The organism is Microseira wollei NIES-4236 (assembly GCF_020521235.1).
In the GTDB taxonomy this organism is placed as follows: Bacteria; Cyanobacteriota; Cyanobacteriia; order Cyanobacteriales; family Aerosakkonemataceae; genus Microseira; species Microseira wollei.
Map to the genome: position 1 here is coordinate 20,455 of NZ_BLAY01000036.1, position 15,261 is coordinate 35,715.

The 15,261-nt window shown below is 46.1% G+C and carries 14 protein-coding genes and 2 pseudogenes; 5 read left to right on the top strand and 11 right to left on the bottom strand.

All coding sequences use genetic code 11. The features are described 5' to 3' along the window. Nucleotides 1-8 precede the first annotated feature (8 nt). Nucleotides 9-788 carry a hypothetical protein gene (locus MiSe_RS13780; protein WP_226580210.1) on the top strand — a complete coding sequence of 260 codons (780 nt, stop codon included), beginning with the start codon at nt 9-11 and terminating at the stop codon, nt 786-788. Between the two features lie 24 nt (nt 789-812). Further along, complete coding sequence (locus MiSe_RS13785) at nt 813-1,694, top strand: polysaccharide deacetylase family protein (RefSeq protein WP_226580212.1); 882 nt, start codon at nt 813-815, stop codon at nt 1,692-1,694. Between the two features lie 75 nt (nt 1,695-1,769). Here the strand turns inward: MiSe_RS13785 and MiSe_RS13790 are convergent, their stop codons facing one another. Continuing rightward, nucleotides 1,770-3,482, bottom strand: a complete 1,713-nt coding sequence (locus MiSe_RS13790; protein ID WP_226580214.1) for a DUF697 domain-containing protein — start codon at nt 3,480-3,482, stop codon at nt 1,770-1,772. A gap of 164 nt (nt 3,483-3,646) precedes the next feature. Here MiSe_RS13790 and MiSe_RS13795 point away from each other — a divergent pair. Continuing rightward, a pseudogene (locus tag MiSe_RS13795) lies at nt 3,647-3,979 on the top strand (DUF1016 N-terminal domain-containing protein); the annotation flags it as partial. Between the two features lie 267 nt (nt 3,980-4,246). Beyond that, a complete protein-coding gene (locus tag MiSe_RS13800; protein ID WP_226580218.1) occupies nt 4,247-5,578 on the top strand; it encodes a serine/threonine-protein kinase in 1,332 nt (443 codons plus the stop codon). 131 nt (nt 5,579-5,709) lie between these two features. Here the strand turns inward: MiSe_RS13800 and MiSe_RS13805 are convergent, their stop codons facing one another. The 10 genes and pseudogenes from MiSe_RS13805 to MiSe_RS13850 all read right to left on the bottom strand — a co-directional run bounded on the left by MiSe_RS13805 (nt 5,710) and on the right by MiSe_RS13850 (nt 14,051). Next, entirely contained in the window at nt 5,710-5,913 is a 204-nt protein-coding gene (locus tag MiSe_RS13805; RefSeq protein WP_226580221.1) for a type II toxin-antitoxin system HicB family antitoxin, read from the bottom strand. Between the two features lie 30 nt (nt 5,914-5,943). Beyond that, nucleotides 5,944-6,303 (bottom strand): hypothetical protein, encoded by a 360-nt coding sequence (locus MiSe_RS13810; protein WP_226580224.1) that lies wholly within the window; start codon nt 6,301-6,303, stop codon nt 5,944-5,946. Nucleotides 6,304-6,315: 12 nt separating this feature from the next. Then, nucleotides 6,316-7,113: a Uma2 family endonuclease gene (locus MiSe_RS13815; protein WP_226580227.1), complete on the bottom strand. Its 798-nt coding sequence runs from the start codon at nt 7,111-7,113 to the stop codon at nt 6,316-6,318. Nucleotides 7,114-7,322: 209 nt separating this feature from the next. After that, entirely contained in the window at nt 7,323-8,771 is a 1,449-nt protein-coding gene (locus MiSe_RS13820) for a slr1306 family protein (RefSeq protein ID WP_226580230.1), read from the bottom strand. A 7-nt stretch (nt 8,772-8,778) separates the two neighbouring features. After that, a complete protein-coding gene (locus tag MiSe_RS13825) occupies nt 8,779-9,294 on the bottom strand; it encodes a group I intron-associated PD-(D/E)XK endonuclease (protein ID WP_226580233.1) in 516 nt (171 codons plus the stop codon). Between the two features lie 536 nt (nt 9,295-9,830). After that, nucleotides 9,831-10,790 carry an asparaginase gene (locus MiSe_RS13830; RefSeq protein WP_226580235.1) on the bottom strand — a complete coding sequence of 320 codons (960 nt, stop codon included), beginning with the start codon at nt 10,788-10,790 and terminating at the stop codon, nt 9,831-9,833. A gap of 120 nt (nt 10,791-10,910) precedes the next feature. Continuing rightward, nucleotides 10,911-11,411 carry a CGLD27 family protein gene (locus MiSe_RS13835; protein ID WP_226580238.1) on the bottom strand — a complete coding sequence of 167 codons (501 nt, stop codon included), beginning with the start codon at nt 11,409-11,411 and terminating at the stop codon, nt 10,911-10,913. 21 nt (nt 11,412-11,432) lie between these two features. After that, the gene (gene rsfS / locus MiSe_RS13840; RefSeq protein ID WP_226580241.1) at nt 11,433-11,897 is read right to left on the bottom strand and encodes a ribosome silencing factor; all 465 of its coding nucleotides are present in this window, start codon (nt 11,895-11,897) and stop codon (nt 11,433-11,435) included. 144 nt (nt 11,898-12,041) lie between these two features. Beyond that, nucleotides 12,042-12,615: pseudogene (gene yqeK, locus MiSe_RS13845) on the bottom strand (bis(5'-nucleosyl)-tetraphosphatase (symmetrical) YqeK). A gap of 173 nt (nt 12,616-12,788) precedes the next feature. Continuing rightward, the gene (locus MiSe_RS13850; protein ID WP_226580244.1) at nt 12,789-14,051 is read right to left on the bottom strand and encodes a glycosyltransferase family 4 protein; all 1,263 of its coding nucleotides are present in this window, start codon (nt 14,049-14,051) and stop codon (nt 12,789-12,791) included. Between the two features lie 269 nt (nt 14,052-14,320). Here MiSe_RS13850 and MiSe_RS13855 point away from each other — a divergent pair, with 269 nt between their 5' ends. After that, nucleotides 14,321-15,100 carry an ion transporter gene (locus tag MiSe_RS13855; RefSeq protein ID WP_226580246.1) on the top strand — a complete coding sequence of 260 codons (780 nt, stop codon included), beginning with the start codon at nt 14,321-14,323 and terminating at the stop codon, nt 15,098-15,100. The last annotated feature ends 161 nt before the right edge of the window (nt 15,101-15,261 follow it).

Here is a 15,261-nt window from a genome sequence, read left to right on the forward strand (position 1 = left end):
TTAAATCAATGCGAAAACTACTATCGCGCACCGTGATATATCTTCTTATTGCTGTTTTCCTGATCCTGACAACAGCCGGTATGAAAGTTGGAGCGAGTTTGATTGCCGAACAATTTTTATATAAAATTATCATCATCGGGGATGTATTCTCCACTTTAGAAGTGGTTGAATTCGTCAATGTCCTGGTATTTGCCATTTTAGGGATGGGCTTTGGATTGGCAACCGCGTTTTTACCAAAAATTTCTCGTCAGAAGACAAGCGCTCTCTTACTCATTATTCTAGTCCCGCTAATTTTTAGCACCAGTGCTATGGTCAGATACAATCTCTGGATTGAAGATGTTGCCGATCAAGAGAAGACATCCTACGCTGAAGCAGAAAGCTTAACAGACTCATTTTTAAGTAGAAGAGTTGGGGTGGATGGATTTTTAGGCTTTTATGTTTATACAGCCCAATTTCCAGTTTTACCAACCAACAAAGCTGAAATTAAGAAAGCAGAAAAGTTAGAAGAGAAAGTTAAAGCAAACTTCATGAGTCTGAATAAAATAATCGGCATAAAACCAGAGATTATTACTGGAATTTTAGCGGGCAGCAAGTGGCTAATCCGCATATTTTACTTTTCATTAGCAGCGTTTACAACGATTAATCATTTTAAAACAGGTTGTCAGGAACTTGTCAAAAACGCTAAACCTACTGCTCCTAATTTTCCTCCAGTGCCGCCTCGTTACAAATATAGTATTGATAAACCAATGCCACAAACAGGTTCGCGGCGTAAGCTTAAGAGCCATTGAAAACTGTGTTAAGAGGTGTGCCGCATGAAGAAGTTTATCAAGTTTAAAAAATCTAAGAGTTTTATCCTTGGCTTTTGTCTGACATTTATAGTTGTCTTAGCAACAAATTGGTTGATTTTAAACCTCACAGCCCCCAGAATTCCTATTCTGGGGTTTCACAGCATCATTGATAGTCCACCACCCAATAATGGGTCGCCGCAACAACCGTTAGACAGCGATTACACCAAGCAAGATTTGCAGCAATTTTTAGATTACTTAGTCCGCCAGGATTTTTGGTTTCTGTCAACTCAAGATCTTTACGATTATTTCATAGCTAAATCCCAGCCTTTGCCCCCTCAACGGATAGGCCAAAGGCCAATAATGATTTCTTTTGATGATTCTTATAAAACCTATTATACAAATTTACTTCCGGTTTTAGAACTTTTAGAACAAACTTACAATAAGAAAGTAAAAGTTGTTTTATTTCTTAACCCTGGGTCTTTGGCTAAGGATCAGACAAAAAGTACAACTCATCTCAACTGTGGAGATTTAAGAGAGGGACTCAGAAAAGGGTTTTTCGATCTTCAATCCCACGGACTAACTCACAAGGATTTAACCAAGATAAATCCCCAGGAGTTAGATTTTGAACTTTCTGAATCCCAAAAGCAGTTAAGACAGTGTACGGAAGGCTTAGATAATAAAACAGTAGGGATTCATCTAGCTTACCCCTATGGGAATATGAATAAACAGGTGGAAGCTGCTGCGGCTAAGTACTATTTATCTGGCTATTTATACAATAGTCGAATCTTCAAATTAGGTTGGTTGAAAAGTCCGTATCAAATCCCACGTTTGAGTGTAAATAGACAAAAAACGTCCGAAAGATTGATTAAAATGGCTGAACGGGCGTTGAAAGTAACGGTAAAATAATTTTAGATTTCAGATGGCAGATTTTAGATTTAAATGTACTTTTAAAATCTCAAATCTGCCATCTAAAATCTGCAATTAACTAAATTTATCCGTTTGGGGGTCTAATTCTTGCCGCAGGCGATATAAAATTGTATTGCGTTCTACTTGGTTGAGAATTTCTTGGATGACTGTATTTGGCCCTAATTCGCCCCAAGTGCAACCTCGTTCTAAGTATACTTTGGCTGCCTTTCCTACGGCGTAGATACCATATCCGGCGATACCAGCTTGCGCGATCGCAGCCCCCCCATATGCAGTAAAATTAATCGGATTCTCGCCAGATGCGACGGCAGCAGCACTTTTACCGATTCCAAACAGAATACTACTGCCCAATTCGCCCAACAGCAAACCGCCACTACTAAATACAATCTTCTGCAACAGCTTCCCAGCTTGGTAACTCGTCATGGGCAAATTATACAACCGCGCCAACTCGCGAATTAAGGCTAAATCCGCCACAGTTCCGCCCAAAACATCTAAAACCGCGATCGGATTGAGAGCGACGGCTAAAGCCTTATATTTAGTAAACTTCCAGATTAAATCTTCCGCTTCCTTGTCGCGTATTTCTAGGGTTTTGCGGGCGATATTTTCTTCCGCGTCTCTAGCTTGGACGAGGGCATTGAGGGCGAGAAGCGATCGCCCTTCCCGATTTAAAATACTAACAATCTTTTCCTTTAACTCATCAATCTGGGGCGGTGGCGACTCCCACTCGTGGGTTACAGTTCCATCAGGCCATTCTACCCGCACTTCGATCGGTGCAGGTTCGGCAGCAACCATGACTATTTCACTTGGAGATAATAACTCTTGCAGACGCTTGCTGGTACTGCTACCCGCCCCCAATTTTTGCAGATTGCGGTAAATTGCTGCCCGGTGTTGGTCTGGATATAAGTCAATTTTGTTGAATACTAAAATAATCGGTTTTTGTGCTTGTCGCAATTCGCACAACGCTTGATATTCGGTTTGCGTGATATCACCAGCGACAACAAATAAGATTAAATCTGCTTGACGCGCCACATCCCGCGCCATCTGCGCCCGTGCTTCTCCTTCAATTTCATCTAATCCAGGCGTATCGATTAATTCTATTTGGATGGAGGCGATCCCCCCCTGCCCCCCCTTGCCTTGGGGGCGTGAAGAGTCGTTATGCCCCCCCTTGCCTTGGGGGGGTTGAGGAACATCTTGCCCCCCAATGCCTTGGGGGGGTTGAGGAACATCTTGCCCCCCAATGCCTTGGGGGGGTTGAGGAACATCTTGCCCCCCAATGCCTTGGGGGGGTTGGGGGGGATCGCTTTGCCCCCTCTGAGCAAGGGGCGTTTGAGGCACATCTTGCCCCCCCAAGGCATTGGGGGGTTGGGGGGGATCGCTTTGCCCCCTCTGAGCGAGGGGCGTTTGAGGGACATCTTGCCCCCCCAAGGCATTGGGGGGTTGGGGGGGGATCGTCCAGCGAACAGAACGAGGCCATTTAGTCACGCCGTGGAGTGGCCCAGTTTGCAGGATTTTTTGTCCGATTAAAGCGTTTAAAACCGCCGACTTACCGCGACTAACCAAACCAAAAGCCGCGATGCAAATTACACCTTGGTCTAATTTTTGCAGACTTCCGGTTAAAACATCCATTTCCGGACGCAAAGATGCCCGCATTCTAGGAGTATATCCGGAGAGAATGCGCCGGATAGAAGAACGGGCGCGGTTAAAATGGGATTCTTGCTTTGTTTGACGCCCAGTTTCTGGATTAGTTTGGGTAGATTGAGGATTGCTCAAGGTTAGATAGGGAAGGACAGGTTATAGATCTATTTTGCTCGTTTTTTTAGTTTAGCATTTGGCCTTTATTATCATAAAGTCCAGAGCAATCAAATTAGACCATATCAACTAAAAGACTGAAGGTAATTGTGGCTAAAAATAACAAATCCGAAATTGCATCCAATATCCTCGAAGGCTATAACGACTTTCTGCGCGACTTGAAGGAAAGGATTTCTCAGACGCAAGTTAGGGCTGCGATCGCACTCAACACCGAGCTAGTATTACTTTACTGGCAAATTGGGCGAGATATCCTCACGCGCCAACAGCAGCAAGGTTGGGGCGCAAAGGTAATCAATCGCCTCGCGACGGACTTGCGTAAAGCTTTTCCAGAAATGAAAGGCTTCTCGCCTCGCAATCTCAAGTATATGCGAGCCTTTGCCGAAACTTATCCAGATGAGCAATTTGTGCAAGAGGTGCTTGCACAAATTACTTGGTATCACAATATCGCCTTACTTGAGTTTTTCGCCCGCCGTGGACTCAAGTCCACGGCTAATAGCTGAAGTCCACGCTCAGTGGACTGTTGATCGAATTTTCAGTCCATTTCAATGGACTTTCGCTATTAGCCAGAGAATTTATTCTCTGGCGGTTGTGGACAATCGTGCAAAATGTTCGTAGTAAGCGCTTTAGCGCTGAAGCGCCTACTACGAACCTAAGATTTTAGCCTCGCTCCATTACTCCGAGCGCTGTGCCAAAATTGATACAAAGTGTTTTCAGACTTACGCGCAATGCAGTGGCAAAGAGGAGAACGGTTGCAGGATGGTAAGTATACCATTCGGGATGTCCTGGGTAAGGGCGGTTTTGGCATTACTTATCGGGTGCGAGATTTAGAGGGGCGACAATACGTTATCAAAACCCTCAACGAAGAGGCACAAGCTAGCCAGTATTTTGATAAATTGCAGCAAGATTTTATGAACGAGGCACTGCGGCTAGTGCAATTTAAAAATCATCCTCATATCGTTAAAGTTTATCAGTTGCTGCAAGAAAGAGTACAGAAGAATAATCTTCGCAATCGCTTGTTTAATTTTGGTGCGCCACCTTCTAGTTTTTTCCTCTGTTGCATTTTGATGGAATATATTGAGGGGACAAATTTAGATGATTATGTTAAAAAGCGGGGTGTTTTATCAGAAGCAGAAGCATTGGGCTATATTCAGCAAGTTGGGGATGCTTTGACGGCAATGCACCGGGAAGGTTTGCTGCATCGAGATGTGAAACCTAGCAACATTATTTTACGCGCTAGTAATTCCCAAGCGGTGTTGATTGATTTTGGCATTGCGCGGGAGTTTACACAAGACCTGACGATGACCCATACTCAATATTGTACGCCTGGGTTTGCACCGATGGAACAGTATGCGCCAAAGGCAAAGCGGGGAGAATATACTGATGTTTATGCCCTGGCTGCGACGCTGTATTATTTGCTCACTTGTACTGTGCCAACCTTTGCATCTGATAGAGCGCTTAATGCACCTTTAAAACCGCCTACTCAAATTAATCCTAATATTAGCGACAGGGTGCATGAAGCTATTGTTAAAGGGCTGGAATTTTTGCCGGAAAAACGCCCGCAGTCGGTGCAGGATTGGTTGAAATTACTTGCGCCGCCACCGGATAATTTGCGTTCAGCGGTGGGAATGGATTATCAAAAATTGCGGGATTTATTAGCAGCAGGAAAATGGAAAGAGGCGGATGAAGAAACGAAAAGGGTAATGTTAAAAGTAGGGGGGCATGAACAAGAAAGTTGGCGTCTTGATACCAACAGAATCAACCAGTTTCCCTGCGAAGATTTACGCACGATTGACCAACTTTGGGTAAAATATAGCAATGGGCGCTTCGGCTTTAGCGTGCAGAAGCGCATTTGGCTCGAAGTCGGCGGCAAGTTGTGGGTTGATGATACAAAAGTCATGCAAAAGTTCGACGATCGCGTAGGGTGGCGTGTGAATGGACGGGTATCCGGTGATTTGACCTACTCCCCTAATGCCCCGTGGGGGCATCTCCCGTGCCACTTGTGGTGGAATGTCTGGTTGGGTATTTTCTTCTCTCACGCAGAGACTTGTAAACTGTAACATATAAGCGTCACAGCTTTTGTTAAAGATTTGCAAACACAAGACTTCCCCAGGCAAAATCTACATTTCAGCTTTCCGATACCTGGCACTGGCGAGAAAACTGAAGCACAGCGGCTTCCGGATTAAAATAGTTAGCTAACCTCAATGCTTGTCACATATCTGGGGGACGTTTCAGGTAAAGGAAATTCCTCCAAGTATAGCCGCGTTGCTTCTTTAAGACCAGCGATCGCCTGTTCAATTGTTTCTCCCTGATCGACAGTGCCAACTTCTGGACACTCAGCGATGTACATATCATCTTCTCTATAAACAATGACTGTAAAGCTACGAGTTTTCATCGCGTTCCATCCTAAAAACCTTAATTTCAATTACACTTTAACCGTTTGAGACTGACTTTCTGACTCTTCCTTAATTGAAGATTTGTCTTGCTTACGACTGTGGAATTTTTCCCACAATTTAAACAACCGATCTAGGGCATCTCTTTCATCAACAGAATGAAACAGAATCAGACTCGCCCAAGATTGGGTTGTTTCGATATTATATCGGGTTCGCACCCAGGACAAAAATTCTTCAAATTCAACGTCTGCATCCGTTTTGGGAATGCCTAGTTGATTTTTAGCTAAATCATAGCCGTAATAAAATGATTGAAAATCAAAGATTGAGTAGCGACTCAAATAAAGTGTCGGTCTTTTTTTGATTTCTGGTAACAAGTCAGCAAAACTAGCCATTGTAATTTCCTCTCACACCTCATCCGGATTAATCCCCATCTGACGCAATCTTTCCGCAAATCTTTCAGCACGCTGTCTTTCTTGTTCTACTTGTTGCTGCGCTATTTCCTTTTCTTGTCTTTCTAGTTCAGCCCGTTCATTCCCAGTCAATAACAAATTACCTTCACTATCCCACCAGCGCAACCAATTCAATTCCATATTTTGATATTGCCCGCGCCAAATTCCCAATTCAACACCGATTGGCCCAATTGGATAATGACCCCGCTCATTTGCTGATAATAACTGATAGCGACCATTGAGTAATTGATAAACTTCCACAGTCGCCTTTTTCTCTTCATAAATCCCGTAAAAAGGCGCGCGAATTGCCCTTTCATACACCCAGAATTTACCTACTTTCCATTCTCCTTGTTGTTCGGGTGGCGGTGGTGGGGTTGTGTCTCTTTCCTCGGAACCATCCCCCGATACAAATTCCAGCACTATCAACGGTGCAACGTATTCCTGCCACAATACATAAGAACGCCGCACTTGATTGTTAAGCATTGGCGGTACGTTGGGTACGTAATACCAATCTGGTGCTTTACATCCATTCAATGGTGGGTCAGTTAAACCCCAATAAATACCAGAATCTTGACCGATGCAATATTGTCCATCCGGATGAAGTTGTTGCAAAATTGGCGTAATTGAATCTGTTAGTAAAATGCTTTGGGGATGTTCTTGAAAGTTCTGCACAATCCTACCATCAGATTCTGGTAATTGCGTGTGATCTGGAAAAGATAAAACAATATTTTCAGCCGATTTAGAAACAGTCATAGTAACCACTTGATACTAATTTTAATTAATTCTAAATTTATCCCTAAACCCGATAACCCGCCCGGAAATCAATTTCCGGGCTAATAGCAAAAGTCGGTTAAAACCGACTGAAAAGATATTAAAAAATCTTCAGTCCTCTGAGCGAGGACTTTCGCTATTAGCCTGGGGTTTAAACCCCAGGCGGCCTGGCGGGCTGGCAGACTTGCGTATTAAGCCGTTGTCGCCTCAGCTGCAAGCTGTTTCTGCCCCGAAGATTCAGGCAAAATCCGCCCCACAGCTTGCTTAACAAAACCCTGCAAGAAAGCCGTCCTTTGATTTTCCTGAAACACTTTCTTCAGTGTTTCGCCCAACTTTTCCACATTCAAACCCCGCGATTCTTCCACGCTAATTTCTTGCTCTTGGAAATACTCTATCAAGCTAAGTCCAGCTAACCGAGTCAAATAAGCCGCACTCACACCCTGCACTGCACCACCCGCAACAAATGTAACGGCGTGACTCTTCAAAATCCCGGTAATCGCTTGAGAAGAAAGTTCAACTAAACCCAGTTTTAGCATCAAACTCCCCATTGTCCCCGCGACTGTTTTCGCTTGTTCCAAGGAGAATTTCTGCTGATAAATATTGCTCAAATCCATCACTAACTGAGCGTTAATTGCACCCGTTGCAACCAAATCAAGCGCGGGTACGGGATTCGCAAATGCTGCGGCTGCGGCTATCCACTGATATTGTTCAATTTGAGGCATGGCGCGATCGCGTCTCACCTCATTCAACACCCCTTTCGCCTCCGCCTTCAATACCCCAGCTTGGCGCCAAGTCGTCGCCACTACTAATTTTTGGGTTTCTTCTGGCACAATTTGGCTAACTTGCGCGGTTAATGCCGTTATCTCTGGCGTTTGCTCTTCCAGCCACTCGTTGACGCTTCCATCTGTCTGATGCTGGCGCACTTTCACCGCTTTGGGAGATGCTGCGATCGCTACTACATCCCCACCCATCCGCTGTTGCAATTGTTGCAGCACAACTGCGCGGTCTTCGGGTAAATACTGGTCTTGTTTATTGAATACCAGGACAACGCGCTGATTTGAATTTTTCAGTTGCTGTAAAAATTCATACTCGGAATCGGTCAAATCGCCGTTGGTAACAAATAATACCAAGTCCGATGCGAGCGCCACTTCCTTAGCAGTATCATCCCCATTCCCAGTAAACAACGCGGGTGTCTCTTTAATCGTCACCGATTGCTTGAGATGGGAAACCAAACTTTCCGCTAAAAGATGAATTAAAGTAGTCTTACCCGTCGCTTTTGTCCCCGTAACTGCCAAAGTTAGCTCTTTTCGGTCTAATTCTGCCTTTAATTGCCCAACTTTCTGCCGCAGTTGGGGAATCGCGTCATGGTTTGGCGCTTCTGCTTCCAACTGGGAAATAACCGTTTCTACCTTTGCGATCGCTTTTTCTGCGGCTTCCCTATCCACGGGCGGCGCATCTAGCTGCAACTGGACAGTTTTACCCTGTTTCCGGAATAACCAGAAACCAGCGCCGAGTGCTAAAGCACCCAACATCCCCCATTCATCCACTTGATCGATCGAGTGATGGAAACTCTCTAACGCCCACAGGGAGAAAGAAAGTCCAATTCCTCCAATTAAAATTGGTCGCCGCATCACAGACATAAATATTTCAACCTCGTCCTATAGCTTCTTTTATTTCAACAGGCAATGCGCCAAAGGCGCTACCGCTTTGCTTTTGCACCCCAGTTTTCTCGATCCCAGCCGATTGCCAGATTAACTCCCAAGCGTCGCGATACTGTGCAGAACGCGGTTTTCGCTGTCGCTTAAGGGCTTCGACTAAATGGATTTCACTACCGTAGGCGATAAACGCATCTACTGGAAAAACATAAAATAAGTCAAGTTTTTCTATATACACCAAGGCAAAGTCAAAATCCGATTGCTGATAAACTTCTCGGATCGTTATCCGCCGATTTGTCTTGGTGCGACGATTATCCACCACATAGTTGCCAGACGGCTCATCAAACCATGCGTGCTTGACTTGAATTTTAATCAGAGTTCCCTCTACATCGAATACTAAATCGTAAGGTAAGCGATCGCCGACAGGTTTTAGAACTCCCCAGCCGCGTTTTAGAGCATGAAGTACAGCCGCCTGCTCTGCGATGTCTCCTTTCAGCTTTGTCTCCACGATAGCGTTTTGTACCTGCGACAGCTTTTAGTAATAGCCGATCACCAGCATAAAACAAAACCCTGTAACCATTAATGGTTGCAGGGTTTGCTTTTTGTTGATTAACTTGGTGGCGGGAAGTGGATTTGAACCACTGACCTTCGGGTTATGCTTACCACTACAGCTTTTGCTGCCTGTTTGACCAGTTTGTGGTCTGGACTCTCCCTTCACCCTCAGCCTAACTGTTAGGGTGCCTCCCATCGAGTCTCTACACCTTCCATCAATTTTAGATTTTGGATTTTAGATTTTAGATTTTCATTCAAATCTAAAATCTCAAATCTGCAATCTGAAATTAACTGGCTTGGCTCGGGATTACCACGCTAAAGGCTTCCCCGAATTTGAGAGGCTATCGCACGAAAGTTTCCTCCCGTACAGCCCATAACAAAACTAACTTTTAAGCGTTTAGTTAGTTTTGCTTTGCGAGCCCGACGAGCTACCAGACTGCTCTATCCCGCGTCGCTTTATCTAGTATAACCACAAACTCAAAAAAATAGCAACTAGGGCAGCAATAATTCTCCAACAACTTCTAGACGCTTGTACTTGCCTAGAGTCACAAAGGTTTCAGCCAAACTGTCTGCCACCGTTGGAGAGATCCAGCCCACTTGCCGCAACAGGTGAATCGCCGCAGCATACTTGGCTCGTTTAGAACCATCGATGACTTTAATCGCTAGCCCCATGCCTTCGCCCACCTTGCCAATGCACTGAACGCCTTCTGCGCCAGCTTTACTGACGATTTCGCCAGCAGTCAGTCGCATCAATTCGGTATCGAATTCTCCATCGCCTGCGACCATAGCCGGATGATTGGTCATGGCGCGGACAATGCGTTCCATATCCAAACTTTCACCCGAAGACAATCGAGCATACAACGCCGCCATTTGACCCAGTTGCATGAAATAGGTCGGGGCGCCGCAATCATCGTGGGCGCTGATAAACTCTTCTCCTGCCCCTGGCATTCGCAGCAACTCGGCTATTTTGCCCAAGATCAGCTGCTGAACTGGGTGATTGCGCTGCAAGTAAGAATTGAGCAACCAATTTAACTGCTGGCATACGGCTAGCATTCCCGCGTGTTTGCCGGAGCAATTATATTCCAGCGGACTTTGCTTGCCTTCTGGGATTGGACACTGGAGTGCCGATGGATCGATATCGCAGCGCCAAAGGACGTTAAAAACCTGCCGTACTTGGTCGATTTTGCCTTGATGCGAACTACATATAATCGCTAAGTCTTTGTCTGTCAAGCCATAGCGTTCTAGCGTCCCCGTGCTGGTGACGGCGAGTGCTTGGAAAGGCTTGAGCGCGGAACGGGCGAAGGTAGCGGTTTCGCCGCTGCCTGCCACTGATAAAGTACGCCCCCGCTCGTCGCATACAACTGCTTGGGCGCGGTGCGTGGATTCAATAATGCCTTCCCGCAGTAAGCTGACTCCCAGTTCTGCGGTTTGATTTCGTTTTCCCCTTGTCATGGGTAAGACTTTAACATATTAGCTATTCGTTATTAGTCATAGTCATTCGTAATTTAGTCAATTATTGCTATTTGACCCATTACCGATGACCCAATCTCAAATCTAAAATTCCCCTGCGGCTTACAGGAAAACCCAGACAATGCAGCCGATACTGAAAATGACGGCGAGGATGCAGAAGGTTCGCACGAGTCGTCCCAGGATGGGTTGCACCTGATAAGTTACCAACAGGCGATCGCGCGTCAGCACTTCGAGTGGTTTCACCCAGGTTTGACCGTCGTACCACCCCGACTCTTCGTAGAATACCGTCGGATTTACCAGCCGCGAGCGCACGTACCACCAGCCCAAGTATAACCGCAGCAGCACCAACGTCATCAACAAACTTGCGATCGCCCCCCCAAACAGGAAAAACTTACCAGTTGCCTTCATCGGGGCAAAACTCGCCGCTGCGACAGGTCCCGCCACCAGCCAACTCCAACCCCAAACCCAAGCTATTTTTGTTACATAACTACCGATTTGAAGGGTTGCCCAGCTATAAAACCAAGATTCCTTTAACTCCTGGTATTCGTTGATGGGTTGCTGTTCAAAAGGAACCGGGCAGACCGAAACCGAAGACTCCATCATGGTTCGCGAACCCCAACCCGATTAGATGCTAGATGCGGTCAACTCTATGCGTTCTGCATGACTCCAGAACGCTTCCAGATTATAAAACTCCCGTTCGCGAGGCATCAAGATGTGGAGCATCACATCGCCGTAGTCCAGCAGCACCCAAGACCCTTCTGCTTCTCCCTCGGTTCGCCTGGGACGACGCTGCAATTCCTTTTCCACCTTCTCTTGTATCGCTTGGGCAATTGCCCTTACCTGCACCCGCGAAAAGCCGGTAATAAAGACGAAGTAATCTGCCAAGTACGATACCTCGGATACTCGCAGTACGACGATATCGGCGCCCTTGCGGTCTTCCGCTGCGCTTACCGCGTCCCTTACCAGGAACCAGATCGAATCCCTACGCGAGTGCGTCTCCCCAACAGAATCTCTCTGGGATAAAGCAGCATCCGAATTCTCTACTATTGCACGGTATGCGGAATTTACAGTTTTTAAATTATCAGACATTAAATTGATCTATCCTTCTCCAGTTTTCAATGTTAACAAACTTGCTAACTCGAGCCAAATTTCTCCTTTCTGACGGTTATTTAATCGGTTTTTCAGGTTTTTCTGCAATTTCACTTGATTTTTTCAGGCTCAAAGCCATCGTTGCTATGCAGTTATCAAGTTATTATCCTGGGCTGATGGCCTGTTGCGGCTTGCCATTTGCATTGCCCAATTCCGGGTCAATACAGTTCTAGGGTGAATTAAACGATTGATAGTCATCAAATGTTTCAGCGACTAATCGCCACTTTCCTAAACAGCTTGAGCAATATTTTCACGCCTCACCAGCCGCCCTTGCCTCTAACTCTGAGGTTTGTCCCCGCCGTGGCTCTATGCTATCAGCTAGAAATACGATACAACTTACCCGGCTCATGCCCGGTCTGCCTAAAGTATGATTCTCAATTGCCTGCAATATTTCTTCATCTTGAACCCCAAAACGATCTCTAGCGACAATTGCGCTTAGCTGTGGGTGCACTAGGTGCGGATTCGCTTCATCAACCCCATCGACTTCTAAACCTTCCACTTCTGCTATTTCCCACAGTTGTTGGGGGGTAAAATTTTTAGCTAGGTCGTGCATTAACCCAGCCGCAGCGGCTTTCTCAACGTCCAGGTGGCGATCGCTAGCCAAAAGAGCAGCTGTCTGCTCAACTCTGAGAATATGCTGAAGCCGGGAATCGGGCACGTTATCCCCTAACCAAGCTCATACCCGCTCGCCCATCAACCTAGTAATTTCCACAGGTAACAACATAACGATCGGCAAGCGCAACTTGCTTATACGAGAAATTACCAGGTTTATTTTATCGTTTTTGACTGGAGCGATGCAGCTGCACCGTGGTTTTACGGCTTAAACTTCACTTAGTTTGGTACGGCATTCCGGATGGTAGCTGGAGCGGTAGTGACTTCTGCAAATAGCGCCTCATACCGATCCAAAGCTTGCTCGAAGGAGTATTGCTCGACTGCATACCGCCTGCCTTGCTGACCGAACTTTTCGGCTTTTTCCCGATCGGCGTACAGATCCTTGACGGCAAATGCTAACGCATCGGGGTCTTCTGGGGCAACCACCAGTCCGCCACCGCTTTGCTTAACTGCTCTGGCTGCCGTGCCGCTGGCGGGAACACTGGCGACGATCGGGCGTCCCGAAGCCAGCAGCACTTGGGTTTTTGAAGGCATGTTGAAGGCGATGACGTTGCTCTTTTGTACGATCAATCCCACGTCGGCTGCGGCTAGCATTTCCGGCAGTTTTTCCCGAGGAACGAACGGTAGCAACCGCACGTTGTCGGCACCGCGATCTTGACAATACTGCTGCAATTCGTGCAAGGCATTTCCTTCGCCAACGATCGCAAACACTATATCTGGAATATGTTGCAGGCGAACGGCAGCCTCAATAACCGTGTTTAAGCCTTGGGTGCGCGCGATGTTGCCTGAGTAAAGCACCACGAATTTACCTTCGAGTTGATGCGCGATGCGGAAGGCGTTATTTTCTTTGGGTAAGGGGCGGATAAAATTTACATCCACCCAGTTGGGAATTAAGGCAATTTTGTCTTCCCTTACACCCTTTTTGACCAAGTTTTCCACAAACACATCGCTGATGGCGCTAATCTTGTGCGCTGTCCGGTAGGCGAATTTTTCCAAAGCTTCAAAGACTCGAATCATCGTTTTGTTTGTCAGTAGCCCCGTGTGAATTGCTGCTTCTGGCAAAATATCCTGGAGGTTGAGAACAACCCGACAGCGGTGCAACCATCCCAGTAACGCCGCCGGAACCGAAACTGGCAAAGGAGGTGAGGTTAGAAGAATCACATCCGGGCGCTTACCCTTAATCGCATGAACCAAACTCAGCAGCACAAAGCTGCCATCTAACAGAATTCGATCCAACAAATTCGGTTTTGGGCGAACCCACAGCCAATTGCGCTGAACCACGACGCCGTTTCCGCTTCTTTCGGTAATCCACAACTTGCCGCGATATCCCGTATAAATGCGGCGTTCTGGATAGTTGGGCATTCCCGTGACCACGCGGACTCTGTGACCGCGCTTGGCTAGACCTTCTGCCAGTTCGGTCATTAAAGGAGCGATGCCAATCGGCTCTGGAGCGTAATTGTAAGAATAGATTAGGATACGCATATCACACCAATTCCATGAAATTCGACGGTTAACTGGGAAATCAGGTTGGATTTTTCAGGTATGGTCAGCAGTCAGGTGGTCTTGTCTGAGTGGATTCATCTTGTTTGCTCCATCTTTCGGGTCCCACCCCCTAGCTGATGGGCAGGCGTAGCCTACCCCGACCGGCATAGCACTCCAAATGCTAATTTCTAAGGTAAATTGGCTAGGGTGCTCCTAGCATCCCCCAGCTTAAGCCGCGAGGATTGATAAAATTATTACCAATTTCACTCATGTCGATCCGAGAAAAGATTTCCTTTTACTTTGAAGACATTGAAACGCCTACTGGCAGAATCATCAATCTAATTATTACAGCTCTAGTTTTATTATCGTCCGCGATCTTTATTATTGAAACCTATGACATCCCTCAAAGTCTACGGCTTCATCTAAATTTTACAAACTACGTAATTCTACTGATATTCGCCCTCGAGTATTTGTTACGTTTTTGGTGTGCTGAAGAAAAGATTAAGTTTTTATTGAGTATTTTCTCTCTAATTGACTTGCTAGCTATTATACCATTCTTGATCGGAGTAATAGATATAAGTTACATCCGCATTTTTCGATGGTTTAGCATTTTGCGCCTAGTTCGCTTTTTAGAAGGAAAGACGGTTAAAAGTCGTTTTAGCAAGGGAGATAGCGTCATTTATGCCAGGATATTATTTACTTTGTTTGCTATTATTTTTGTTTATTCAGGATTAATTTATCAAGTCGAGCATCCGGTTAATCGGGCGCAGTTCAGTACATTTTTGGATGCGGTTTATTTTGCTGTAGTAACGATGACAACGGTTGGGTTCGGTGACGTGACGCCGATTTCAGCAGCGGGTCGCCTCCTGACGGTGCTGATGATTTTTACCGGAATTGCACTCATCCCCTGGCAAGTGGGAGATTTGATTAAGCGCTTGGTGAGAACGGTCAACAAGGTAGAGACGCTTTGTCCGAATTGCGCGTTGTCTTTTCACGATGCTGATGCAAGGTTCTGCAAAAATTGCGGGACTCAGTTGGAGGACAATTGAACCCCTGGTACGATCAAAGCGCGATACGTGCTAGGCACATGCTGCGCGAACGCAGGGATGGGCAATTCTGTATTGGTCACCAGTCTGTTACAGGAACATGCTCGTAAGTTTGTATATTAAAGTCATCCTTAAGATTCAGGCTGCTAGATAGTCGAGTGGAG

What these genes read in the sequence shown, in the direction of transcription:
- MiSe_RS13780 (WP_226580210.1), top strand. Translation starts at nt 9, where the DNA reads ATGCGAAAACTACTATCGCGCACCGTGATATATCTTCTTATTGCTGTT.
- MiSe_RS13785 (WP_226580212.1), top strand. Translation starts at nt 813, where the DNA reads ATGAAGAAGTTTATCAAGTTTAAAAAATCTAAGAGTTTTATCCTTGGC.
- MiSe_RS13800 (WP_226580218.1), top strand. Translation starts at nt 4,247, where the DNA reads ATGCAGTGGCAAAGAGGAGAACGGTTGCAGGATGGTAAGTATACCATT.
- MiSe_RS13805 (WP_226580221.1), bottom strand. Translation starts at nt 5,913, where the DNA reads ATGAAAACTCGTAGCTTTACAGTCATTGTTTATAGAGAAGATGATATG.
- MiSe_RS13810 (WP_226580224.1), bottom strand. Translation starts at nt 6,303, where the DNA reads ATGGCTAGTTTTGCTGACTTGTTACCAGAAATCAAAAAAAGACCGACA.
- MiSe_RS13815 (WP_226580227.1), bottom strand. Translation starts at nt 7,113, where the DNA reads ATGACTGTTTCTAAATCGGCTGAAAATATTGTTTTATCTTTTCCAGAT.
- MiSe_RS13820 (WP_226580230.1), bottom strand. Translation starts at nt 8,771, where the DNA reads ATGTCTGTGATGCGGCGACCAATTTTAATTGGAGGAATTGGACTTTCT.
- MiSe_RS13830 (WP_226580235.1), bottom strand. Translation starts at nt 10,790, where the DNA reads ATGACAAGGGGAAAACGAAATCAAACCGCAGAACTGGGAGTCAGCTTA.
- MiSe_RS13835 (WP_226580238.1), bottom strand. Translation starts at nt 11,411, where the DNA reads ATGATGGAGTCTTCGGTTTCGGTCTGCCCGGTTCCTTTTGAACAGCAA.
- rsfS (WP_226580241.1), bottom strand. Translation starts at nt 11,897, where the DNA reads ATGTCTGATAATTTAAAAACTGTAAATTCCGCATACCGTGCAATAGTA.
- MiSe_RS13850 (WP_226580244.1), bottom strand. Translation starts at nt 14,051, where the DNA reads ATGCGTATCCTAATCTATTCTTACAATTACGCTCCAGAGCCGATTGGC.
- MiSe_RS13855 (WP_226580246.1), top strand. Translation starts at nt 14,321, where the DNA reads ATGTCGATCCGAGAAAAGATTTCCTTTTACTTTGAAGACATTGAAACG.